Source organism: Brevundimonas abyssalis TAR-001 (genome assembly GCF_000466985.1).
In the GTDB taxonomy this organism is placed as follows: Bacteria; Pseudomonadota; Alphaproteobacteria; order Caulobacterales; family Caulobacteraceae; genus Brevundimonas; species Brevundimonas abyssalis.
Map to the genome: position 1 here is coordinate 1 of NZ_BATC01000046.1, position 23,472 is coordinate 23,472.

The 23,472-nt window shown below is 67.9% G+C and carries 22 protein-coding genes and 1 pseudogene; 14 read left to right on the forward strand and 9 right to left on the reverse strand.

Going from position 1 to position 23,472, the window contains the following annotated elements; translation table 11 throughout:
- From queC to MBEBAB_RS10925, 3 genes are all read left to right on the forward strand, one after another.
- On the forward strand, nt 1-631 hold a 631-nt coding region (gene queC, locus MBEBAB_RS10915), incomplete at its 5' end, for a 7-cyano-7-deazaguanine synthase QueC (protein WP_045319224.1).
- Nucleotides 628-1,260, forward strand: coding sequence for a 7-carboxy-7-deazaguanine synthase (queE, locus tag MBEBAB_RS10920; protein WP_021698052.1), 633 nt, complete (start codon nt 628-630; stop codon nt 1,258-1,260). The genes queC and queE, both read left to right, overlap by 4 nt.
- A 7-nt stretch (nt 1,261-1,267) precedes the next feature.
- The gene (locus MBEBAB_RS10925) at nt 1,268-1,639 is read left to right on the forward strand and encodes a 6-pyruvoyl trahydropterin synthase family protein (protein WP_021698053.1); all 372 of its coding nucleotides are present in this window, start codon (nt 1,268-1,270) and stop codon (nt 1,637-1,639) included.
- 67 nt (nt 1,640-1,706) lie between these two features.
- On the opposite strand, the gene MBEBAB_RS10930 is transcribed toward MBEBAB_RS10925, so the two are convergent.
- The 4 genes from MBEBAB_RS10930 to MBEBAB_RS10940 form a co-directional block, all read right to left on the reverse strand.
- Nucleotides 1,707-3,467: a TonB-dependent receptor gene (locus MBEBAB_RS10930; protein ID WP_306302025.1), complete on the reverse strand. Its 1,761-nt coding sequence runs from the start codon at nt 3,465-3,467 to the stop codon at nt 1,707-1,709.
- The gene (locus tag MBEBAB_RS16240) at nt 3,359-4,366 is read right to left on the reverse strand and encodes a TonB-dependent receptor (RefSeq protein ID WP_148291514.1); all 1,008 of its coding nucleotides are present in this window, start codon (nt 4,364-4,366) and stop codon (nt 3,359-3,361) included. Before MBEBAB_RS16240 ends, MBEBAB_RS10930 begins: the two co-directional genes overlap by 109 nt.
- Nucleotides 4,363-4,560 carry a hypothetical protein gene (locus MBEBAB_RS16245; protein ID WP_021698056.1) on the reverse strand — a complete coding sequence of 66 codons (198 nt, stop codon included), beginning with the start codon at nt 4,558-4,560 and terminating at the stop codon, nt 4,363-4,365. Before MBEBAB_RS16245 ends, MBEBAB_RS16240 begins: the two co-directional genes overlap by 4 nt.
- A gap of 139 nt (nt 4,561-4,699) precedes the next feature.
- Nucleotides 4,700-5,590 carry an MBL fold metallo-hydrolase gene (locus MBEBAB_RS10940; protein ID WP_021698057.1) on the reverse strand — a complete coding sequence of 297 codons (891 nt, stop codon included), beginning with the start codon at nt 5,588-5,590 and terminating at the stop codon, nt 4,700-4,702.
- A 66-nt stretch (nt 5,591-5,656) separates the two neighbouring features.
- Between MBEBAB_RS10940 and MBEBAB_RS16705 the strand changes: the two genes are divergently transcribed.
- Nucleotides 5,657-5,818: a hypothetical protein gene (locus MBEBAB_RS16705; RefSeq protein WP_021698058.1), complete on the forward strand. Its 162-nt coding sequence runs from the start codon at nt 5,657-5,659 to the stop codon at nt 5,816-5,818.
- On the opposite strand, the gene MBEBAB_RS10945 is transcribed toward MBEBAB_RS16705, so the two are convergent.
- A complete protein-coding gene (locus MBEBAB_RS10945; RefSeq protein ID WP_021698059.1) occupies nt 5,815-6,216 on the reverse strand; it encodes a protein tyrosine phosphatase family protein in 402 nt (133 codons plus the stop codon). The genes MBEBAB_RS16705 and MBEBAB_RS10945 overlap by 4 nt on opposite strands.
- On the reverse strand, nt 6,213-6,737 hold the full coding sequence (locus MBEBAB_RS17660; RefSeq protein ID WP_021698060.1) for a hypothetical protein: 525 nt from the start codon (nt 6,735-6,737) through the stop codon (nt 6,213-6,215). Before MBEBAB_RS17660 ends, MBEBAB_RS10945 begins: the two co-directional genes overlap by 4 nt.
- A gap of 286 nt (nt 6,738-7,023) precedes the next feature.
- On the opposite strand from MBEBAB_RS17660, the gene MBEBAB_RS10955 reads away from it, so the two are divergent.
- Both MBEBAB_RS10955 and MBEBAB_RS10960 read left to right on the forward strand, forming a co-directional pair.
- Complete coding sequence (locus tag MBEBAB_RS10955) at nt 7,024-9,993, forward strand: TonB-dependent receptor domain-containing protein (protein ID WP_021698061.1); 2,970 nt, start codon at nt 7,024-7,026, stop codon at nt 9,991-9,993.
- A 176-nt stretch (nt 9,994-10,169) separates the two neighbouring features.
- Nucleotides 10,170-10,700: a hypothetical protein gene (locus MBEBAB_RS10960; protein WP_021698062.1), complete on the forward strand. Its 531-nt coding sequence runs from the start codon at nt 10,170-10,172 to the stop codon at nt 10,698-10,700.
- A 10-nt stretch (nt 10,701-10,710) separates the two neighbouring features.
- Here MBEBAB_RS10960 and MBEBAB_RS10965 read toward each other — a convergent pair whose 3' ends face one another.
- Nucleotides 10,711-11,211, reverse strand: coding sequence for a hypothetical protein (locus tag MBEBAB_RS10965; protein WP_021698063.1), 501 nt, complete (start codon nt 11,209-11,211; stop codon nt 10,711-10,713).
- On the reverse strand, nt 11,211-11,654 hold the full coding sequence (locus MBEBAB_RS10970) for a class I SAM-dependent methyltransferase (RefSeq protein ID WP_021698064.1): 444 nt from the start codon (nt 11,652-11,654) through the stop codon (nt 11,211-11,213). Before MBEBAB_RS10970 ends, MBEBAB_RS10965 begins: the two co-directional genes overlap by 1 nt.
- A gap of 367 nt (nt 11,655-12,021) precedes the next feature.
- Between MBEBAB_RS10970 and MBEBAB_RS10975 the strand changes: the two genes are divergently transcribed.
- The 6 genes from MBEBAB_RS10975 to MBEBAB_RS11000 all read left to right on the forward strand — a co-directional run bounded on the left by MBEBAB_RS10975 (nt 12,022) and on the right by MBEBAB_RS11000 (nt 20,936).
- A complete protein-coding gene (locus tag MBEBAB_RS10975) occupies nt 12,022-12,633 on the forward strand; it encodes a TIGR02466 family protein (protein ID WP_021698065.1) in 612 nt (203 codons plus the stop codon).
- Between the two features lie 79 nt (nt 12,634-12,712).
- Nucleotides 12,713-13,612, forward strand: a complete 900-nt coding sequence (locus tag MBEBAB_RS10980; protein ID WP_021698066.1) for an alpha/beta hydrolase — start codon at nt 12,713-12,715, stop codon at nt 13,610-13,612.
- A gap of 87 nt (nt 13,613-13,699) precedes the next feature.
- Entirely contained in the window at nt 13,700-15,367 is a 1,668-nt protein-coding gene (ettA, locus tag MBEBAB_RS10985) for an energy-dependent translational throttle protein EttA (protein WP_021698067.1), read from the forward strand.
- A 135-nt stretch (nt 15,368-15,502) separates the two neighbouring features.
- Entirely contained in the window at nt 15,503-17,116 is a 1,614-nt protein-coding gene (locus tag MBEBAB_RS10990) for a bifunctional AfsR/SARP family transcriptional regulator/alpha/beta hydrolase (RefSeq protein ID WP_021698068.1), read from the forward strand.
- Between the two features lie 178 nt (nt 17,117-17,294).
- Nucleotides 17,295-19,976, forward strand: coding sequence for a calcium-binding protein (locus MBEBAB_RS18100; protein WP_021698069.1), 2,682 nt, complete (start codon nt 17,295-17,297; stop codon nt 19,974-19,976).
- Nucleotides 19,977-20,009: 33 nt separating this feature from the next.
- Nucleotides 20,010-20,936 (forward strand): 2-hydroxyacid dehydrogenase, encoded by a 927-nt coding sequence (locus MBEBAB_RS11000; protein ID WP_021698070.1) that lies wholly within the window; start codon nt 20,010-20,012, stop codon nt 20,934-20,936.
- Between the two features lie 478 nt (nt 20,937-21,414).
- Here the strand turns inward: MBEBAB_RS11000 and MBEBAB_RS15240 are convergent, their stop codons facing one another.
- Nucleotides 21,415-22,020, reverse strand: a complete 606-nt coding sequence (locus MBEBAB_RS15240) for an EF-hand domain-containing protein (RefSeq protein WP_081703502.1) — start codon at nt 22,018-22,020, stop codon at nt 21,415-21,417.
- A 24-nt stretch (nt 22,021-22,044) separates the two neighbouring features.
- On the opposite strand from MBEBAB_RS15240, the gene MBEBAB_RS11010 reads away from it, so the two are divergent.
- Nucleotides 22,045-23,007: an ArsR/SmtB family transcription factor gene (locus MBEBAB_RS11010; protein ID WP_021698072.1), complete on the forward strand. Its 963-nt coding sequence runs from the start codon at nt 22,045-22,047 to the stop codon at nt 23,005-23,007.
- Nucleotides 23,004-23,472, forward strand: a pseudogene (locus tag MBEBAB_RS11015) (methylenetetrahydrofolate reductase); the annotation flags it as partial. The gene MBEBAB_RS11010 and the pseudogene MBEBAB_RS11015, both read left to right, overlap by 4 nt.

Consider the following 23,472-nt stretch of genomic DNA (forward strand, 5'->3'; position numbering starts at 1 on the left):
GGGCCGTTTCGCGCGGGTCGAGACCATGGGCTTCGACTATGGCCAGCGCCACGCGGTCGAGATGCAGGCGCGACTCAGGGTGCGCGACGGCATGGCCCGAGTCCTGCCCGGTGTCGCGGACCGCCTCGGCCCGGACCATGTGGTGGACATCACCGGCTTCGGCCGCATCGCCGACAGCGCCCTGACCAGTGACCGGGCCATCGAGATGGACGCCCGCGGCCTGCCCACCACCTTCGTGCCGGGCCGCAATCTGGTGTTCCTGACCTACGCCGCGGCCCTGGCCGACCGGCGCGGGCTGCAGGTGCTGGTGGGCGGCATGTGCGAGACCGACTTTTCCGGCTATCCGGACTGCCGTCGCGAGACCATGGACGCCATGCAGCAGGCCCTGTCGCTGGGTCTGGACAAGCCGGTCTCCATCGAAACGCCTCTGATGCAGCTGACCAAGGCCGAGACCTGGGCCCTGGCCCACGATCTGGGCGGCGATGCCCTGGTCCAGCTGATCATCGAGGACAGCCACACCTGCTATCTGGGCGACCGGGATCACCGTCACCCGTGGGGCTACGGCTGCGGAACCTGCCCGGCGTGCGAGCTGCGCGCGGCCGGCTATGACCAGTGGGCGGCGGGCGCGTGACCTACACCGTCAAGGAAATCTTCCTCACCGTTCAGGGCGAGGGCGGACAGGCCGGCCGTCCCGCCGTGTTCCTGCGTTTTTCCGGCTGCAACCTGTGGAGCGGGCGCGAACAGGACCGCGCCACGGCCGTCTGCTCGTTCTGCGACACCGATTTTGTCGGCGTCGGCCCTGACGGCGGCAAGTTCGCCGCGCCCGAGGCTCTGGCCGACCGCGTCGCGTCCCTGTGGCGGGGCGGGGCGGGCGGTCCCCGTCTGGTGGTCTGCACGGGCGGCGAGCCCCTGCTGCAGCTGGACCCGCCTCTGATCGCCGCCCTGCACGCGCGGGGCTTCGAGATCGCGGTGGAGACCAACGGCACCGTCGTGGCGCCGGACGGCCTCGACTGGATCTGCGTCAGCCCCAAGGCCGACGCCCCGGTGCTCCAGACCACGGGGCAGGAGCTGAAACTGGTCTATCCGCAGGCGCTGGCCCGGCCCGAGCAGTTCGCCGACATGGACTTCGAACGCTTCTGGCTCCAGCCCATGGACGGCCCCGACACCGAGGCCAACACGGCGGCGGCCATGGATTACTGCCTGCAACACCCCAAATGGCGCCTCAGCGTCCAGACCCACAAATACATCGGCGTGCGTTGACCCTGACATGACCAAGCCTGTCTTCGAAATCACCAAGGCCGCGACCTTCGACGCGGCGCACCACTTTCCGAACGAGCCGGAGGGCAGCCCCTATCGGCGCATCCACGGCCACTCGTTCCAGGTGGAGGTGTCGATCCGCTCCGACCGGCTGGACGCCAACGGCTGGGTTGCGGACCTGAATGCGCTGGACGCCGCCCTGAAAGCCGCCGCCGGGGAGCTGGACCACGGCATGCTGAACGAGCACGCTGGCCTCGAGGTCCCCTCCCTTGAACACCTGTGCCTGTGGTTCGCCCGGCGCCTCACCCCCGCCTGGCCGGGCCTGTCCCGCGTGGTCGTCAGCCGTCCCACCATCCACGAACGCTGCGCCCTGGAGCTCTGATTCCAAAGAAAAACCTCCCCCGCACGGGGCGGGGGAGGCGAGGCGGAGTGTCTCTATCGGTTGAGGATCAGAACCGGCCCTTGAGCCCGATGGCGAAGGTGGCGCCGTATTCCTCGAACTGCAGGGTGGTGGCCGGCGTGCCCTGATAGAGCTCCAGCGGATCGTCCAGCAGGTTCTGCGCTTCGAACAGCACCTCGATGGCGTCGTTCACGCGGAACGAGGCGGTCAGGTCCAGCTGCTGGCTCTCCATCACATAGACGTCGAACTCGCGGCTGTCGCCGATCTCCTCCAGGTACTCGCCGCGGAACGAATAGCTGACGCGGCCGCTGAAACGGCCCTGCTCGTAGCCGACGTAGAAGTTTGCGCTCTCTTCCGCCGCCTGGGGGAGGCTGAAGGTCTCGGTGCGGCCGTCCACGGTGAACTCGGTGTCCAGCAGGGTGGCGTTGGCGCCCACCAGGAAGCCGTCCAGCGCCGGCGCCCAGCGGCCCAGCTCCTGCTCCAGGTTCAGCTCGATGCCGCGGATCGAGGCGTCGGTGCCGTTGACCGGGCGCGTGACCTCGAAGCCCGGGAACTGGGCGTCATTCTGGAAGGTGCGCTCGACGATGTAGCTGTCCAGCTCCTTGGAGAACACGCCCACCGACATCACCGAACCGCCGCCGGGATACCAGTCCAGCAGCAGGTCGAGGTTGCTGGACTCGTAGGGCTCCAGATCGGGGTTGCCCATGTTGATCTCGAGATCCTCGTTGTTGATCTCGAAGCGGGGCGACTGGTCGCCGAAGCTGGGCCGCGCGATGGTGTTGCTCCAGGCCGCGCGGATGACCAGGTCGTCGCGCGGGGTGAAGCGGGCGTGAATGCCCGGCAGCACGTTGGTGTAGCTGGATTCCACCGAGCGGGGATTGATGGTCAGGTCGCCGCTGTCGTCGAAGTTCAGCTCCGAACCCTGAGCCGAATATTCGGTGTGCTCGACGCGGGCGCCGACGATGAAGCGCCAGGGGCCGGAGTCCCAGGTGCCCATCAGATAACCGGCCGAGACGTCCTCATCCGCAGAATAGTCTTCGGCGGTGTTGAGGATCAGGTTGTCCTCGACGTCCTGGGGCCGCTCGAGGATGCTTGAGCGGTTGGTGTTGAAGAAGTCCACGAAGCCGGCGCTGCTGATCCCGTCGCCCAGGGGGTGGAACGGATAGCCGGGCGCTCCGGTGGTGAACTGGTCCAGCCGGATATCCGGCACGTTGCGCAGCTCGGTTTCGCCCACATCCGTCACCTTGCGCTTGAAGCGCAGGTCGATGCCGCCGCTCAGGGTGAAGCCCGCCACGCCGAAGGCTTCGGCCCGCTCGACGTTGAAGTTCAGGTTGGTGTCGTCGTCGTCCACGAACTTGGGCGCCAACACCACGCGGTCGAAGGCGTAGTTGGCGTTGTCCAGGTAGCTGGTGTCCGCGGCGCCGCCCGACAGGATCTGGAAGGTCGGCATGCCCGCGCCCTGGCGCACGACGGCGTCCAGCGGCGACTGATCATTCTCGAAGCGGCCCTCGATCTCGTCGGGCACGTTCTCGTCGGTCATGGAGTGGCCGATGCGGTAGTCGAACGACCACAGACCGCGCTGATGCTCGCCCCCGAAGGCCAGGGCCAGGGTGTCCTGGTCCTTGGTGCGGAAACGGATGCGGCGACGGAAGCCGTCTTCATCGATGTCCTCGAACGTGGCGGCCTCGCCGTTGAAGGCGGTCAGGTCGCGTCGGCGAACACGAAGATGCTGCGCTGGCGCGTCTCGGCGTCGGTGAAGCGGCTGAACAGGGCGTTGGCGAAGAAGGTGTCGTTCGCCGTCGGCCGGTATTCCAGGTTCAGGTTGGCGCCGAAGCGTTCGCGGTTGACGAAGTACTTGCGCAGCTGGATTTCCTCGATGACGAACTCGTCGTCGCCCAGGTCGTCGTTGAAGCTGTAGGCCGCCTCGAGGTTGTTCGATTCGAAGGTGCGGTCCAGGTAGTTCATGCCCAGCGAGACGCCCAGGTTGTCCTGGCCGCCGCCGACGCTGAACAGGCTGGTGTAGTTCAGGCGCGCTTCCGGATTGAAGTCCTCGCTCAGCTCGCTGTACGAGCCTTCAAGGCGGTAGCGGAAATTGTAGTTCTGGTTCTCGTTGAACGGCGAGCCCGAGCGCACGTCGATGGAGCCGCCGATGGCGTCGCCCGGCATGTTAGGGGTGGGAACCTTGACGATTTCCAGCAGGTCGATGGAGCCCGACGGGATCACGTCCAGCGGCACGGCGCGGTCGCTGTCCTCGGGGGTGCCGATGCGCATGCCGTTGACGGTCACGGTGCTCAGGCCCGGGCCGACGCCACGCACGCTGACGAAGCGGCCTTCGCCCTGGTCGCGGGTGATGGACACGCCCGGCAGGCGCTGCAGGCTCTCGGCCACGTTCTGGTCGACGAACTGGCCGATGTCGTCGGCGGCCACATAGTTGGCGATGGCGTCGGAGTTGCGATAGCGGTTCAGGGCGTCGTTCTGGGCGATGCGCTGCGACATCACCACCACCGCGTCCACGGTCACGCCCGCCTCGCCGCCCAGGGCGATGTTGAGGCTGGCCGCGCGGCCGGCGGCGACCTCGACGGCGGCGCTGGTGTCCGCCAGGCCCAGATAGCTGACCGTCACCGTGGCTGCGCCCGCGGGCACGCCCGTCAGGGTGAAGGCGCCGGCTTCGTCGGTCAGGGCGACCACGGGGCTGCCCGCCACGCTCACCCGGGCGCGGCCAGGGGCGCGCCGGTCTCGGCCGAGGTCACGCGACCCTGGATCTGCCCGGCGGGAGCCTGGGCGTGTACGGCGGCGGGGGCGAGCAGGGCCAGCACGGAGGCGGTGGCGAGGGCTCGGGCGGTCAGGGTCATGATGGTGCGGTCCTCGGTGGATGCCGAAAACCGGGCGGGATTGGTCCGCACCCGGCCTAACGGCGTTCGAGGTCCGCTAATGGCCAAGCTCTGTGACGTGGCCGTTTGAGTTCTGTAACAGTCCTGCGAACCCGGCCGTCTGTCGGCGCGTGTCCGGCAAGGTGATGCATCAGGGCCACGGTGATCGCCCTCACCGAGGGGCGAACGCCGCGCCGAGCCCCGGCTCCCCGTCACTCACGACCACGCCCCGCCGGGTCAGGTCGATCAGGTGCGCCAGCACTGACAGGGACGCTGCGGGCCACAGCCGCGCGTCCACCGCCGCATACAGGCCCGGGACCATCTCGCCGATGGTCCGGTCGCCCGCTTCAAGCCGCGCCAGGATCTGCGCCTCCCGCTCCAGCCGGTGCGCCTTGTAGGCCGTCAGGAAAGGGGCCACGTCCGTCACCGGCGCGCCGTGGGTGGGCCACAGCGTGTCGAAACCCCGCGCCGTCACCCGCTCAAGGCTGTCCATATAGGCGCCCATGTCCCCGTCGGGCGGCGCCACGACCGAGGTGGCCCAGCCCATCACATGGTCGCCGCTGAACAGGGCGTTCTCCTCGATCAGGGCGAAGGCCAGATGGTTGGAGGCATGGCCCGGCGTGGCCAGGGTCTCCAGGGTCCAGTCCGGCCCCGCGATCCGGTCGCCATCACTCAGAATCACGTCCGGACGGAACGTCTGGTCCTCCGCCTCGTCCAGCGCCCCCGAGGCGTGGGTCTCGCGCGCCGGCGGCCGGGCCGCCAGCACCAGAGCGCCCACCGCGTCCGCGAACGGCCGGGCCAGCGGCGCGTGGTCCCGGTGGGTGTGGGTCACCAGCACATGGCTGACCGTCTCGCCCTCCACCGCCGCCAGCAGCGCCTCCAGATGCGCCCCGTCGTCCGGCCCCGGGTCGATCACCGCCACCGTCCCGTTCCCCACGATGTAGGTCCCGGTCCCTGTGAAAGTGAACGGCCCCGGATTGTTCGCGACAACCCGCCGGATGCGCGGCGAGACGCGGCGGCAGACGCCGTATTCCGGATCGAAGGCTTTCACGAAGGGGATCATGGCGTCCCATTCCGGACGGCGCGGAGCTTGCGGTCAAGGCGGTCTGAAACGCCCGGAGACGCCGAAATGGCCCGAATCATCGCCCTGGACGCCCTCATCACTGTCTCAAATCGGCTCCAGCCCCTGGCCGCCGCCGTGCTGTGTCTCATGGCGGCGCAGCTGATCACCGCCGCCTGCACGCCCGAACCGGCCGCGCCCTACGCCGCCCGCGTGGCCGTCCAGCGCTAGAGCGGCAGACCCGAGAGATCATAACCGGCCGCCGCCGCCGCCGCCCGCGCCTCGTCCGGGCTCATCGCCCCCGAAGCCGTCTGGGCCATGGCCCATGCGGCGGTCGAGCGCATGCCGGATCGGCAGAAGATCAGGGCCGAGTCCGTCTTCGCCAGCAGGTCCGCCAGGGCCGCCGCGTCCTCGGGCGTCGGACGGCCCCGGACGGGGACCGAGGCGTAGTCCAGTCCGGCCGCCCGCGCCCAGGCTTCAACCTGTGCGGAGGCGGGTTGCCCCGGCTCCTCGCCGTCTGGCCGGTTGTTGACGATCAGCGTGACCCCCAGGTCCTTCGCCCGGACCACGTCGTCCGCGTGAATCTGGCCCCAGACCCGCACGCCGGGCGCCAGCGGCCGGAAGCTCACTGGTCCCGACGCACGCGCACGGCGCGGCTGCTTCCCAGGGTCATCATGAAGCTGCCCATGGACGCCCGGCGCACCCGCACCTCGGTCCCCTCGCGGTTGGAAAAGAACACCGATTCCGAATCGATCTGGCGCCATGTGGAGCCGTCGGCCAGGCGGAACACCCATTTTCCGTCGCCGCCGCGGCTGGCGCGGGTCAGGGTGGTCTCCACGCTGGAGACCTCGTCCTCGGCCGCCGTCACCCGTCCGAAGGCCGGCAGGCTGGGCATTTCGAAGCCGAACAGGGCCCGGCGGCTCTCGCGCACCTGGGCGCGGTCGACCACCACCACTTCGCCCTGACGTTCAGCGGCGTCCAGCGCCTCCACCGCCGTGTCGTAGCAGGACAGCCGCGCCGCCGGATCGGTCATGGCCCGGCAGTCGGTCAGGCGGTTCAGCAGCTCGGGCCGGGGGGCCTCCTGTGCCTGGGCGAGCGCGGGGATGGCCAAGGCCGCCAGGAGGGGCAGGGCCGTTCTGAGGAAAGTCATGGTGCGAGGCCTTCTGTCGCCGACGGAATTCGACCCTGTATGCCACCGCGAAACGCGCGCCGCCAGCAAGGCCCCACAGCGACAGAACCGTGGCGCGAATGCGACAGTCCGACGACGACAACCTTACAGCCCTGTAATTCCGTTGACGCTATAAGGTCGCAATTCCTATCGTGCCCTTCAATCTGCCGGAAATATTTCCGCGGATGACTGCTGAATCAAACGTACCGGGCGGGGGCAGGTCGGTCATTTTGGCCGATACAAATCGCCGGTCTCAGGAGGGTGACCCTTGAACATCCAGAATACTCGTGAGCGCCTGCTGGCCTCGACGATGATCGGCGGCGCTGCGCTGCTCGCGCTTGCCGCGACCCCTGCCATGGCGCAGGCTCAGGACCAGGAAGCGACCCGTGTCGACGAGATCGTCATCACCGGTACGCGTATCGCCCAGGCGAACCTGGTGACCACCAGCCCGGTGACCCAGGTCACGGGCGAGGACATCACCAACGCCGGCGTGTCCCGCGTTGAGGATCTGGTCAACCAGCTGCCGCAGGTCTTCGCCGGTCAGACCTCGACCGTCGTGAACGGCTCGTCCGGCACCGCCACGGTCGACCTGCGCGGCCTCGGCCCGAACCGCACCGTCGTCCTGATCGACGGCCGCCGCATGCCCTACGGCTCGCCGGCCATCGCCGCCGCCGACCTGAACCAGATCCCCGCCGTCATGGTGGAGCGGGTTGAAGTCTACACCGGCGGCGCTTCCGCCGTTTACGGCGCCGACGCCGTGGCCGGTGTCGTCAACTTCATCATGCGCAAGAATTTCGAAGGCGTGCGCGTTGACGCCCAGTACGGCTTCTACCAGCACGAGAACGACTTCGACGGCGTGGGCAACATCAGCCAGGAAATCGCCCGTCGCGGTCTCACCAACCCTGGCGAGTTCCGGCTGCCGGACAACAATGTCCGTGACGGCGAGACCTCGCAGTTCAGCCTGGTCGTCGGCACCGACGTCGACGGCGGCCGCGGCAACATCACCGGCTATTTCACCTATCGTGAAAACAACCCGGTGTTCCAGGCGGACCGCGACTACTCGGCCTGCGCCGCCGGCGCCCCGAATGCGGCCAGCGGCCCCGACACCTTCAGCTGCGGCGGTTCGGCCACCAGCTCGGGCGGCTACTTCACCGACTTCGCCACCTATGGCTACACGCTGAACCCGAACAACCCGGCCGGCGAGTTCATTCCGTACAACCCGAACATCCACGCGTACAACTACGCGCCGATCAACTACTACATGCGTCCGGAAGAGCGTTACTCCTTCGGCGTGTTCGCCAACTACGAGCTGAACCGCGCGGCTGAGGTCTACACCCAGCTGATGTTCACCGACAGCTCGACCCTGGCCCAGATCGCGCCCTCGGGTTCGTTCTTCAACAACGACAGCATCAACTGCGGAAACCCGCTCCTGTCGGCCCAGCAGTCGGCGCTGATCTGTACCCCGGCCCAGATCGCGGCGGACGAGGACGTCCTGTTCTACGTCGGCCGTCGTAACGTCGAAGGCGGCCCGCGGATTCAGGACTACAACCTGAACTCCTACCGCCTCGTCGGCGGCCTGCGCGGCGACATCAGCGACGCCTGGTCCTACGACCTGACGGCGCAATACGCCCGCGTGCAGTACACCGACCGCTACCTCGGCGACTTCTCGACCCAGCGTCTGGGCCGCGCCCTTGACGTGGTGGACGTGGGCGGCACCCCGACCTGTCGCTCGGTCGTCGATGGCACGGACCCCAACTGCGTGCCCTACAACCCGTTCCGTCCGGGCGGCATCACCCAGGAGCAGATCGACTATCTGACCCTGCCGCTGATCGCGACCGGCTATGTGACCAATCAGGTCCTGACCGCCGCCATGACCGGCGACCTGGGCGTCTACGGCGTGCAGAGCCCCTGGGCCTCCTCGGGCATGCAGGTCGCCTTCGGTACGGAATACCGTCGTGACTACCTGACCGTGAACACCGACTCCGGCTATCAGTCGGGCGACGGCGCGGGTCAGGGCGGCGCCTTCATCGGCATCTCCGGCGCCACCGTGGCGCGCGACTACTTCGCGGAGCTGATCTTCCCGATCGCGGAAGGCCTGCCCTTCGCCGAGTCCATCACCCTGGACGCCGCCTATCGTCACTCGAAGTACAACCTCGCCGAGGACACCGACACCTACAAGATCGGCCTCGACTGGGCGCCCACCAGCGATGTCCGCTTCCGGGCTTCCTATGCCCGTGCGGTTCGTGCGCCCAACGTGTTCAACTTCTTCAACGCCCAGAACGTGGTCCTGTTCGGTCGCGGCGGCGGCGATCCCTGCGGCGCGGCGGCTACGGCCACTCTGGCCCAGTGCACCGCCACGGGCGTCCCGGCCGCCAACTACGGCCAGGCGTTCATCGACAGCCCGGCGGGTCAGTACAACAACCTGACCGGCGGCAACCCGGCCCTGAACGCGGAAGAAGCCGACACCTATACCTATGGTGTGGTCTTCACCCCGACCTTCCTGCCGGGCTTCAACATGTCGATCGACTATTTCGACATCGAGATCGAAGGCGCCATCGGCACCTTCGGCGCCAACAACACCATCGACGCCTGCTACGGCCTCGGCGCCTTCTCGAGCCCGGATGCGGCGGCCTGCGCCCGTCTCAACCGTTCGGCGGGTGGCCAGCTGTGGACCAACACCGGCTTCGTGGAAAACCTCACCATCAACACCGGTGGTGAAGTGACCAAGGGCGTGGACGTGGTCGTCAACTACAACATGAACCTGGACGACTTCGGTCTGACGGGCATGGGCGGCCTGGCCTTCAACATGACCGGCACCTGGCTGGAAACGCTGGAGAACACCCCGTTCGACGGCGCTCCGGGTCTGGAATGCGTCGGCTTCTACGAAAACAACTGCGGCTTCGGCGCTCCCGAATGGCGTCACCGGTTCACCACCAGCTGGTCCACCCCCTGGGACGTGAACCTGCTGCTGACCTGGCGCTACCACGGTGAAGTCGAGCACTACAATCTGCCGGCCAACTCGACCCGCATCGACCGCTACTTCGACGCCTACAACTGGTTCGACATCGGGGCCACCTGGCAGGCGTTCGACAACACCCGCTTCCGCGTCGGCATCAACAACGTGTTCGACAAGGATCCGCCCCTCAGCTACTCGGGCGGCGGCAACGGCAACACCTACCCGGGCGTCTATGACTCCATGGGCCGCTACATCTTCTTCGGCGTCACCGCCGACTTCTAAAAGAAGCTGTCAGTGTGAAATCGGGGCGGCGGACTTTCGGGTCCGCCGCCCTTTTTTCTTGGCCGATGCGCTATTTCGCCGCCCCACAAAAACCACCTGGGCCGTTCATGCGTTAGGGTCGCTGGTTCGGGCGCCCTGCGTCTGTCCACGACGCCATTCGCTATTCAGGAAGCCGCATGTCCGTTCTTTTCGCCTTCATCGCCGCTCTCGCCGCCCAGCCCGTCGACGACGGCCCCATCCGCACAGGCGGCACTGCAGTTGAAAGCACGGACTCTGTGCGGGTTCGCGAGGCGATCGCCTATTCCTACGCCCTGCCGCCCGGCGCCCCGACCGACGACTATGCGCTCACCGCCTGGTGCGAGGCCCTGGTCACGGGCCATGTGCGTCTGGGTGAGACCCTGACCGATCCGTCGGACCTGGATCAGGAGATCATGCGTCTGGGCCGGCTCGAGGCCGCCGATTTCCAGGCCGGTCTGAACGCCGCCCGCGATCGCCAGTCGCCCGAGAGCCTCGCCGCCGCCGAGGCCGCCGCCGCCGAGCGCACCGCCCTGTGGGACGCCGCCATCGCCCGCGAGGAGGAAGCCTCGCGCAGTGAAGTGTTCGGCCTGTTCTTCGGTCTGCCGGGCCGCTGCGAGCACGCCGCCCGCCGCCTGCGCGAAAACATCACCACCCCGCCCGCCACCCCGGAAGAGGTGGGGCTGGAGTAGGGCGGTCAGGTCACCCGGTCTTCTTCAGCCTGATACGCCAGCCGATGAGCGCGCTGTGATCGTCGTATGCCTCCGCCTTCTGCTCGACCGTCAGGCCGCGATCCCGGGCCTGGCTCAGGAAGGCTGACATGCCGGCCTCATCCAGCGCGGACCGGATCTGGCTATGCTGACGACGGCGCCAGGCCGTGTTGGCCGTTTCCGCCTGGGCCAGGCTCTGCAGGGCGCTTTCCGGGCGATAGGCCGCGCTACGCCCGGCCAGGTCGGCCATGAAGCCCAGATACTGACGGGCGGTCATGGCTCTGGCGTCATCACCCAACCGGGTCTGTGCGCGGGCCACAGCCTTCCGGAACGCCGTTTCGGCCGCTCTGACCTTGTCGCCGGACAGGTTCGCCTGATGCGCCCGGAACGCCTGTCGGGCCAATCTGATCAAGGCTCCGCCCCCCTCGACGCGGTCCAGGGCGGTCAACTGCGTCCGGGCCTGCTGGGTGATGACGCTGTTTTCGTGATGCATCAGGAGCAGCGCGGGGCCCCGGGCTTCAGAACACGGGCCAGTTCCGCCAGGGCGGCCCGGCGATCGGCATATTCGATCCCGAACTGTGACGAGGCGGCGTCGAATGTTGCGGCCTCGAAGGGCAATTGCTCGAGGCGGACGCCCCCGACCAGCCTGAACGGACCCTTGCTCAAGGGAAGGTCAGCGTAATCGACGCCCACGACCTCGAACGCACGCTCGCCCAGCCTCGCCGCTTCGCAGGCATAGCCCGCCACCTGCCCCCCGCCGGTGGCCAGGTCGAGCACGTGGGAGCCCGGCGCGAGTTCCGAGAAGAAAGACAGCCACAGGGTTCGGGCTTCGAACGGGCGGCGGCCCCCGGCTGGCCCCGTGGTCAGAACCTCGGGCTTGGCGTCGCGCCAATAGTCGCTCCAGTGCCAGCTGGCGTCCGTTCCCGATTGTGTCATCGAAGCCCCTGGTCCATCCGCCCGCCTGTCGGACAGGGTAGCGGACAGCCGGCGACCCTCAAACATAAACCGCCCGGTCCGGTTGAGCCGCAACCCGCTAAATCCCGCTTTCTCCGTCTCCGGACCGCCTTGCGGACAAGGGTTGGCGTCCCTGGGACCGCCTTTTTCCCCCGCTCTCTCCACCGGCCCTATAATGGCGCGCGGCGAATCTGCGAGCAGGAGGGCGATTTCAGACTATTCAGACAATTCAGACCCTGTTTTTTTCGGCGCGTTAGACTCCATTGCACTCCATTGCACTCCATTGCACTGTTTTTTCGTCCCGGAGTCTCACTTCCACCCCGCCCGATCGGCCCATCTCCGGCTGGCCATGTCCCTGCGCCCCCTCTTCGTCACCCAGGTCTATGAGGCCTCTCTGGCCGACACATCCGGTTTCGAGCTCCTCAACGAAAGCCTGCTGGACCTCATCGCCATGCTGGCGTCCGAGGACACGGCCGGGCGCGTCTGGTGCCGCAGCCATGGCTATCGCGGTTACACGTCATACGGGTCGTTGAACGACCTGCCGCGCCGCTTCCCCGAGTTCGCCGAGCTCAAGCGCCACCTTGATCGCCACGCCGCTGCCTATGCGAAGGCGCTGAACTTCGACCTGGCCCGAAAGCCCCGCCTCGACAACCTGTGGGTGAATGTCCTGAAGCCCGGCGGCGGCCACACCGGCCACATCCACCCCCACGCCTTCCTGTCGGGCACGGTCTATCTGGCGGTCCCCGACGGGGCCTCGTCCCTCAAGCTGGAAGACCCGCGCCTGCCCATGATGATGGCCCGCCCGGCCGTCCACGCCGACGCCCCCGAGGCCGAGCGCCCCTTCGTCTATCTGGCGCCCGCCGAGGGCACGATCCTGATGTGGGAAAGCTGGCTCCGCCACGAGGTCCCCCCCAACGCCGCGAAGGCCGAGCGGGTCTCCATCAGCTTCAACTACGCCTGAGCGTCATATTTCGGTCCCCGCGCCTCGTCATCCCTGCGGCCAAGCTTCAGAGAGGTGTGCGATGCTGAGACGAGGGTTGATGCTGGCGGGTTTGCTGACAGTGGGCTTGTCGGCCTGTGGCGATACGGCGACGAGCGCAGAACAGCCACCGGCCCAGCCGCCCTCATCAGCGACCGCCCAGCGCGGGCAGGGGAGCCCCTACGAAATCCTCGGCACCCAGGTCTGGGACGTGCCCGATCCGGTGTCCGGCCGCGACTATCAGGTCTTCGTCGCCCTCCCGCCCAGCTATGGCGCCGAACCGGACCGCCGCTATCCCGTGCTCTACGTCACCGACGCCGACTACGCCTTCCCGCTGCTGCGCCAGATCACCCGCCGGGTGAACCTGAACGAGCCGGTCATCGAGGAGTTCATCCTGGTCGGCCTGTCCTATGCGGTGGGCGAGGGCGGAATGGCCAGCCGCGCCCGCGACTACACCCCTGTCGCGATCAATGACCGGACCGGCGGCGGCGCGGCCTACCAGACCTATCTGAAGACGCAGGTCCTGCCCTTCATCGAAGGCCGCTTCCGGGGTGATCCGGCGCGCCGCATCCTGCTGGGCCATTCCTACGGCGGCCTGCTGGGCGCCCAGATCATGTTCAGCGAGCCCACGCTGTTCGACGGCTATATCCTCGGCAGCCCGTCCTTCTGGTTCGGCGATCACGCCATGATGCGGGCCGAGGCCGACTACGCCCGCGCCCATACGGCCCTGCCGGCGCGGGTCTATATGTACATCGGGGAGTACGAGGTTCCGGGCGGGGGGCGGCGCAACAACCGCTATGACATGGTCGGCGACAACGCCCGCTTCGAGGCGCGGCTCCGGTCCCGCAACTATGAGGGACTGACCCTCTCCAGCGAGGTTCTGAACGACGAGGACCACCTGACCGTGGCCCCGCGCGGCTTCACCCACGGCCTGCTGGCGCTGCTTCCGGCCCGGGACTGACGCCGCTGCGTTTGCCTAAAGCCCTCGCAATCGCTACATCCCGCGCAACCTCCCCACACGAACGCAAGCAAGGGCGCACCGCACCTCATGGCGCAGCAATACATCTTCCAGATGCAGGGCCTGACCAAGACCTTTCCTGGCGGCAAGAAGATCTTCGAGAACATCTGGCTCAGCTTCTACAACGACGCCAAGATCGGCGTGGTCGGGGTCAACGGCTCCGGTAAATCCACCCTGCTGAAGATCATGGCCGGTCTCGACAGCGAGTTCTCGGGCGAGGCCAAGGCCGCCGACGGCATCAAGCGCGGCTATCTGGAGCAGGAGCCGCACCTGAACCCCGAGCTGAACGTGCGTCAGAACGTCGAGGCCTGGTGCGAGGAGAAACAGTGGGTCGAGCGCTTCAACGCCATCGCCGCCGAGATGGCCGAGGACTACTCCGACGCGCTGATGGAAGAGATGACGGCGCTGCAGGAGAAGATCGACGCCGCCGACGTCTGGGACATCGACAGCCGCATCGAGATGGCCATGGACGCCCTGCGCTGTCCGCCCGACGACTGGGAGGTCACCAACCTGTCCGGCGGTGAGAAGCGCCGCGTGGCCCTGGCCCGCCTGCTGCTCAGCAAGCCGGACATGCTGCTGCTCGACGAACCGACCAACCACCTGGACGCCGAGTCCGTGGCCTGGCTGCAGCACCACCTGGAGAACTTCCCCGGCTGCGTCATCCTGGTGACCCACGATCGCTACTTCCTCGACCTCGTCACCAAGTGGACGCTGGAGCTGGACCGCGGCAAGGGCCACCCCCACGAGGGCAACTACTCCAGCTGGCTGGAGGCCAAGCAGAAGCGCGTGGTTCAGGAGAACTCCGAATCCGAAGCCCGCCAGCGCGCCCTGACCCGCGAACTGGAATGGGTCCGCTCGGGCGCCAAGGCCCGTCAGGCCAAGTCCAAGGCCCGTCTGGCCGCCTATGAGCGCATGGTCGAGGAGCAGGAGAGCGCCCGCGGCGCCCAGACCCACGCCCACATCCAGATTCCGCCCGGGCCGCGCCTGGGCAATGTGGTGCTGGAGGTCGAGGGCCTGCAGAAGTCTTATGGCGACAAGCTGCTGTTCGACAACCTGACCTTCAAGCTGCCGCCCAACGGCATCGTCGGCGTCATCGGCCCCAACGGCGCCGGCAAGTCGACCATGTTCAAGCTGATCACCGGCCAGGAGCAGCCCGACGGCGGCACCATCAAGGTCGGCGAGACCGTCAAGCTGGCATATGTGGACCAGTCCCGCGACGACCTGAAGCCGGACGAGACCATCTGGCAGGCCATCTCCGGCGGCACCGACGTGATGATGGTCGGCAAGCGCGAGATCAACACCCGCGCCTATGTGGGCAGCTTCAACTTCAAGGGCGGCGACCAGCAGAAGAAGGTCGGCCAGCTGTCGGGCGGTGAGCGTAACCGCGTGCACCTGGCCAAGACCCTGGCGTCCGGCGGCAACCTGATCCTGCTCGACGAACCGACCAACGATCTGGACATCGAGACCCTGCAGAACCTGGAAGAGGCGCTGGAACAGTTCGCTGGCTGCGCCGTGGTCATCTCCCACGACCGCTGGTTCCTGGACCGTCTGGCCACCCACATCCTGGCCTTCGAGGGCGACAGCCACGTGGAATGGTTCGAGGGCAATTTCGAAGCCTACGAGGAAGACAAGAAGCGCCGCCTCGGCGCCGACAGCCTCATCCCCCACCGGATCAAGTTCCAGAAGTTCGGGCGCTAGGCCAGGTTCGATCCGCTGCAAGGACGACGCCCGCGCCGGGACGGAAACCCCGTCTACGGCCGGGTTTCGCTGATTCTCGTCGGGGCCCGGCTGTGTTACAGTTCAGTCTGTATCCGGGGATAATACGGAGGCTTCATGGCCGCGTCTCCCACCGTCGTCTCCCCAGGCTTGGCGGTGAATTTGCTTGGAAGCCTGGAGGTCTGGGCGGCCGGTCGTCGGCTCGAGCTTCCGGCCTCGCGGAAGACCCGCGCCCTGCTGGGGTATCTGATCCTGATTAGAAGCCCCCAGCGGCGCGACCGACTCTGTGAGCTGTTCTGGGAGGTGCCTGACGACCCGCGCGGGGCGCTGCGCTGGTCGCTGACCAAGCTGCGGCCCTTGTTGAACCGCGACGGGGTGGAGCGCCTGACCGCCGACCGCGAGCGGGTGGAGGTCGTCAGCGACGACGTGGACGTCGACCTGCGCCGGATTCAGGCCTGCGCTGACGACCCCGAAGCGGCCTTCGAGGATCTGGCCGAGGCCTGGCGGACGGCGGACAACATCCTGCTGGACGACTGCGAGCTCGCCAATCAGCCGGCCTTCGCCGTCTGGCTGGACCGCGAACGTCAGGCTCTCGCCCAGCTGCGAGCGGGGGTGGCCCGGCGGCTGGCGCTGGACTTCGAGACGGGCGCGGACGAGGCGCTGGTCTGGGCCGTGCGCTGGCTGGACGACCAGCCGTTCGATCCCGACGCCGCCCGCGCAGTGGTCGCCATGACCCGCCGGGCGAGGGGCGCCGAGGAGGCGCGGCGATCCGCCGACGAGCTGGAGACGGTGTTCCGGGATGCGGGTCTGACCGCCCCCGCATGGTCGACGCCCGCTGTGACATCTGCGGCGCCGTCCGATCGTCCTCGACCTGACGCCCCCCGGCCGCGCCAGACAGTCCGCTTCGTCCGCGCCGCCGACGGCGTCAGCCTGGCCTGGGCCTCGGTGGGGCGTGAGGACGCGCCGCCGCTGGTCAAGGCCGCCAACTGGCTGACCCATCTGGAGCTCGACTGGGAAGCGCCCATCTGGAGCCCCCTGTATCGCGATCTGGCTGCCACCCATCGCCTTGTCCGCTATGACAGTCGCGGCTGCGGCCTGTCGGACTGGGACGCGCCCGAGATCAGTCTCGAGACCTTCGTCTCCGATCTGGAGGCCGTGGTCGATGCGGCGGGCCTTGAACGGTTCCCCTTGCTGGGCATCAGTCAGGGGGCTTCGGTCTCCATCGAGTACGCCGCCCGTCATCCGGAGCGGGTGTCCCACCTGATCCTGTTCGGCGGCTATCCCGCCGGCTGGCGCCACATCGCCACTCCGGCGGAGGTTCGTGAGCGCGAGGCCGTCATGGTGCTGACCGAGGCGGGCTGGGGCCGGCCCGACCCCGCATACCGGCGCATCTTCTCGGGCACCTTCATGCCCGACGCGACCCCGGACGAACTGGACTGGTTCGACGAGTTCCAGCGCCAGACCACCTCGTCGCGCAACGCGGTGCGCTTCCTTCAGGCCTTCTCCGAGCTGGACGTCCGCCACCGTCTCGGTGCGGTGAAGGCGCCCACCCTGGTGATCCACAGCCGGGGCGACCGCCGCATCCCCATGGCCACCGGTCGGGAGCTGGCCACCGCCATTCCGTCGGCCGAGTTCGTGGGTCTGGACAGCAACAACCATCTGCTGATCGGCCGCGAACCTGCCGCAGCCGACTTCACCGCCGCCGTGCGGCGCTTCATCGCCGAAGCCTGAGCCGGCCGGCGCTGCAGCCGTTTCAACGCCGTTTCCACGGCAATTCCAACGCTGGCGACCACGCGGCAGTGCTCTACAGGCGCCATCCCGACGCAGCCGTGCCTGACACCGGCGCCTGCATCGCCACGACCGCGTCCGGCGCCGGCCGCCGGTCGAACCGCACACAAGGATCGTCCCGATGCCCGCTACGCCCGCCACCTGGCTTGACGCCGTCACCGTCAACACCACGACTGCGGGAACCCGCGCAGACGCGCGCGTCACCGTTCTCAGCAACGGCAACATCCTGATCACCTGGACTGCGACGACCCAGGCGCCGGGAGAGCCCGCCGTCAGCAACATCGTCGGACAGATCCTGGATCCGCTGGGTAATCCGGTGAACGGCGAGTTCATCATCAACGTGGGCTCCGAGGGCCACCTGGCCGGCAACAGCGACATCCAGGCGACGGCGGACGGCGGCTTCTTCGCTGTGTTTGAGCGAAACCAGGCCGGCCTTGAAGATGTCCTGATCATCCGGTTCGACGCATCCGGCACGCCGTCCCCCTCGGGCAATCTGTTCTTCGACGTAACGCTATCGGGGGCGAACCCTTCCGGTTTCGATCCTCAGGTCGCAGTCGCTTCGGAGACCTCCGGACTGGCGGTCTGGCGCGAAACGACGGAAACGGGGGAGAGCATCCTTCGCGGCTTTGTCTTTGACGCCTCGAGCCCGGCTTCTGCCGCGTTTAATGATCCCAACCTGTTCGACCTCGCGACGGATGCCGGCATCCAGGGCGAGCCTGCGGTCGTCGCTCTGGCAAACGGAAGTTATGCGGTCGCTGTCTCTGCCTTGATCGATGGTGATAGCCAGATCCTTCTCTTCATCGTGGATCAGGAGGGCGTCGTCCGTCGCGCGACGGAATTCTCGAACGGTGGACCCGGCGTGGGGGACCACTCTCCCAGTCTGTCCGCCTTGCCGAATGGTGGTTTCGTCATGGTCTGGACGAGCGGCGACGCCGTTGTGAGCCAGCGATACCAGAACAACGGCAACGACCTCGGGCAACAGACAACACTTTCTGGAGTGGCCGCCGGCGACGATACCTCCCCCAGCGTGCATACCCTCCCGGACGGAACCTGGCTCGTCACCATCATCGACGCTGAAACCGGCAACCTGGTTGTCCAAAGAATCGACGGGTTGGGCGACCCGGTCGGTGACCTGGCCGTCGTCGACGCGGCGGGCGGGGACGCCTCGGCGCCGGGCGTGGCGCTGCTGCCGGACGGCCGCATGGTCGTCACCTTCATCGGCGCCTCGGGCGATGTGGTCATGGAGATCCTCGACACCCGTGACGCGCCCGGCGAGGCCGGAAACACGTTCACCGGCACGGCCGGGAATGATGTGATCGAATATTCCGGCGACGCCGTCTTCGTCGGCGGCGGGGCCGGCGACGACATCATCACCGCCACCGCAGGGCCGGCCCGCACCTACGACGGCGGCGACGGGGACGATCTGCTGATCGCCGCGGCCGGTGTCGGGCCCGACACCTTCATCGGCGGGGCCGGGACCGACACCCTCAGCTATGCCAACGCCTCCCGGCGCGTCTATGTCGACCTCCTGTTCAACGCCGCTGACGACGGCGCGGAAGGCGACAGCTTCGAGAGCATCGAAAACCTGATCGGCTCCGCCTTCGACGACATCCTGTTCGGCGGCAATGCGGACAACGTCATTCACGGCGGGGACGGAAACGACGCCCTGATCGGCGATGGCGGCGACGACATCCTGCACGGCGAGGCCGGCGACGACCAACTGTTCGGCGGTGAGGGAAATGACACCCTGTTCGGGGGCGAAGGCGATGACCGGCTGGAAGGCGGCGAAGGCGCCGACATCCTCGACGGCGGGGACGGCTTCGACATTGCATCTTACGAAGAGGACGATGCGGACCTGCGGGTCGATCTCTCCACCGGCGCCAGCAGCGACGGCGACACCCTGATCAGCATCGAGGGCGTCCTTGGCGGCTATGGTGATGACGAACTCATCGGCGACGACGGCGATAACCGCCTGTCGGGCGGCGACGGCGACGACCTGATCCGTGGCGGAGCCGGCGCCGACATCCTCGAGGGCGGAGACGGGATCGACACCGTCAGCTACGCCGGCTCGTCGGCCGGGGTGACCATCAACCTCAGCGACAACACCGCCTCGGGCGGCCACGCCGAGGGCGACGTCATTTCGGGCTTCGAGAACATCCTCGGCTCGTCCTTCGACGACGTCCTGACCGGCGACGCGGGCGCCAATGTGCTGGACGGTGGCGCGGGCGCGGACCGCATGGAGGGCGGCGCGGGCGACGACATCTACCATGTGGAGAGCCGCAACGATGTGGTGATCGAGTTGGCCGGCGGCGGCGTCGACACGGTGTTGAGCTCCGTCAGCTTCGACGCCCGTTTCACTCATGTGGAGAACATCACCCTCCTGGGTGGGGCGAACGCCAACGTCGTGGGCAACGCCCTGAGCAACATCATCATCGGCAACAGTGCTGACAGCATCATCATCGGGAATGGCGGCGCGGACTATCTGACCGGCGGAGGCGGGTCGGACATCTTCAAATACAATGAGGTGTCGGATTCCAGCTTCGCCGACTACGACCGCATCATGGATCTGGGGGCCGATGACTTCATCGACCTGCGCAACATCGATGCGAACGCCAACGTGGCCGGCAATCAGGTTTTCGAGCGGGTGGGCGAGTTCACCGGACAGGCGGGCCAACTGACCCTGACCTGGCTGCCGGGGGCCGGTTTCACCCTTCTTGCCGCCGACGTGGACGGCGACGGCGTGGCGGACATGCGGATCGTGCTCTATGGCAACCACGAGGCCTTCGAGAACATCCTCCTGTAAGGGGGCCGCGGCTCCGACCCGGATGAGCGTTGCATGACCGACCGTCCCGCGATCCTGATCATGCAGCGGCATCTGGCGCCGCTGACGGCCTTTCTGGACGGGGCCTATACGGTCTACCGGTTCTGGGAGGGGCCGCCGGTGGAGGCGCGGGAGGATATCCGCGCCATGGTGGTGGCCGGCGAGTTCGAACTGGACAAGCACCTGATCGAGAGCCTGCCGCGGCTGGAGCTGATCGCCTGTTTCACCTCGGGCTATGACGGCATCGATGTGGACTGGTGCCGCGAGAAGGGCCTGCCGGTCACCCATGCGCCCGGCGTGAACCACGAGGACGTGGCCGACCACGCCCTGGGGCTGGTCCTCTCGGCGCGGCGGCGCATCACCGAGGGCGACCGGGCGCTGAGGGCCGGCCAGTGGACCCCCGACGCCAAGACCATCACCCCGTCCCTGAACCACCTGCGCGTCGGCGTCGTGGGCCTGGGCCTGATCGGCGAGGCGGTGGCGCGTCGCTGCGAGGCCCTGCGGATGCGGGTCGCCTGGTGGGGACCGCGCGAGAAGGAGGCCCCATGGCCGCGGGCGGCGTCGTTAGAGGACCTGGCGCGGGACAGCGACGTACTGGTGGTGGCCTGCCGGGCCGATGAAAACAACCGGGGGTTGATTTCAGGCGCGGTGATCGAGGCGCTGGGACCGGACGGCCTGCTGGTCAATGTGGCGCGCGGCCAGCTGGTGGATGAGGACGCCCTGATCGCGGCCCTGCGAGCGGGCAAGCTGGGCCATGCGGCGCTGGACGTGTTCGAGACCGAGCCCACGGACCCGGCGCGCTGGGCCGACGTGCCCAACACCACCCTGACCCCCCACACCGCCGGGGCCACCAACGAGGCGGTCCAGGGCATGCTGGGCCTGCTGCTGGAGAACCTGTCGGCCCACTTCGAGGGACGGCCGCTGAAGACCCCGGTGGAGTGAGACTCCGGGACGGAAAACAGTGCAATGGAGTGCAACGGGCGCCCTTGTCATCCCGGCCGACGCGAAGCGGAGAGCCGGGACCGTTGCCCTTCACCAACTGGACGCCCGGACAGCCGCGAGGCTGAGCCGGGCGAGCGGCGGAGGTGGACACATCGGCCCGGCTCGTCGCGATGCTCCGTCCGGGCCTGATCAAGGAATGACCGGTCCCGTCCCGGATAACGCCTTCGGCGTTTCCGGGATGACAAGGTGGGCGCCCCGGCCCGGTGAGACTCCGAAGCGGAAAAACAGTGCAATTGGAGTGCAACGGCCCCCAAAAAAACAGGGTCTGAATTGTCTGAATTGTCTGAAATCGCCTCCCGTCGGTTTGAACGGCCCAGTGTAAGGGGCGTGCGGGGAGGGGGGCGAAAAAGACGGGACGAGCGGCGCAACCCCTTGTGGGGAAGGGGACTGGCGGTGCGAGATGCGGGAATAAGCGGGCCTATTCGGCGCCCAGGGGGTCGCCGGCCTCGAACTCCGCCTCGGTGATCACGCCGTTGCCGTCGGCGTCGAGACGCTGATAGGCGCGGGTCGCCAGGTCGTTGAACTCCTGTCGGGAGACATGGTCGTCCAGATCGATGTCGGCGCGCTCCAGGGCGTTGCGCAGGCGGACCTGACCCACGCCCGAAATGATCTCCTCGCGGTCCAGCCGACCGTCGCCGTCTGTGTCCAGACGGTTGAACAGGCGTTCGGCCCGCGCCCGGTATTCGCCCAGGGTTTCGCCGTCGCGCGGCCCGATGACGATCAGGGGCTCTACGTCGGTCGCAGGTTCGGGCGGTGTCCGGGGCGAGGGCTCCATGCGCCGCGCGGCCATGCGCACGGGCGGCGGCGCGGGGTCCGGTTCAACGGCCGCAGAGGGCTCGTCTGCGGGATCGGTCGAGGCGTCCAGGAGGGGCGGCTCTTCCGCAAGGTCGGCCGCCGAGACGGATTCGGCGACGGGCGCAGCCTCGCTCCCCCCGTCCTCCCCGCGAGAGTCGCAGCCGGCCAGCAGCGGCAGGGCGAGGCCGAGAACCGCTGCCAGGCCAAGGAATTTTGCTTGCATAATCATATAAAGATATCTTTATATGACGTCATGTCGTTTACGTCCGATCAGGCTGTGGAAGCCCTGCGCGCCGCGGGAGAGCCGACCCGTCTCCGGGTCCTGACCCTGCTCGCGGGCGACGAGCTGTCCGTCATGGAGTTGTCGCGCATACTGGACCAGAGCCAGCCGCGCGTGTCACGCCATCTGAAGCTGATGGCCGACGCCGGTCTTATCGAGCGATTCCCCGACGGGGCGCGCGTGTTCTACCGCCTGTCGTCCGACCTGGCCGCGCGGCGGCTGGTGGACATGGTGCTGGACCTGCTGGAGGACGGCGCCGCCGATCAGGACCACGTCCGGTTGGAGGAGGTCCGCCGGGAGCGTGAGGCCGAGGCGGCCGCCTATTTCGAACAGGTGGCGCCGCGCTGGGACCAGATGCGTTCGCTGTACGTCTGCGAAAGCGCGGTGGAGGCGGCCATCGAGCGCGCCGCCGGTCCCGGACCCTTCGACCGGGTGGTGGATCTGGGCACCGGCTCGGGCCGCATGCTGACGCTGCTGGGCAAGAAGGCGCGCCTGTGCATCGGCCTGGACCTGAGCCAGAACATGCTGAACATCGCCCGGAGCAACACCGCGAAGGCGGGTCTGGACAAGGTGGAGCTGCGCCACGGCGACATCTTCGCCACCCGCCTGCCCGGCCAGAGCGCCGATCTGGTGATCGTCCATCAGGTCCTGCACTATCTGATCGACCCCGCCGCCGCCGTTCGCGAGGCCGCGCGCCTGGTGGCGCCGGGCGGACGCCTGCTGATCGTGGATTTCGCCCCCCACGCGCTGGAGCAGCTGCGCGAGGAACACCAGCATCGCCGCCTGGGCTTCTCGGACGCCGAGATCGCCGGCTGGCTGAGGGAGGCGGGGCTGGCCACTTCCGCCCCCATCGCCCTGCCGCCCGACACCGAAGACCTCACCGTCACCATCTGGACCGCCACGCGGGCCGAAACCGCGAAAAGGAGCGTGGCATGACCGCCCCCGCCAGCCTGGCCGAGGCCCGCGCCCTGCTGCTGTCGCCGCTGGGACCGGTGGCCCGCGCCGGACAACCGGGCGGCGCCGCGCCGCGCGTATCGTTCGAGTTCTTTCCGCCCAAGACCGACCAGGCCGAAGAGAACCTCTGGAACGCGGTGCGGCGGCTGGAGCCGCTGAACCCGGCCTTCGTGTCCGTGACCTATGGCGCCGGCGGCTCGACGCGGGAGCGGACCCACCGCACCGTCACCCGCATCCTGTCCGAAACCGGCCTGAAGCCCGCCGCGCACCTGACCTGCGTGGAGGCCTCGCGCGGGGAGATCGACGAGGTGATCGCCGAGTACAAGGCTGCGGGCGTGAACCACATCGTGGCCCTGCGCGGCGATCCGCCCGGCGGGGCCGGGATCGGGGGGGTCTATGAGCCCCGCGCGGACGCTACGCCAACGCCACCGAACTGGCCGCCGCCAT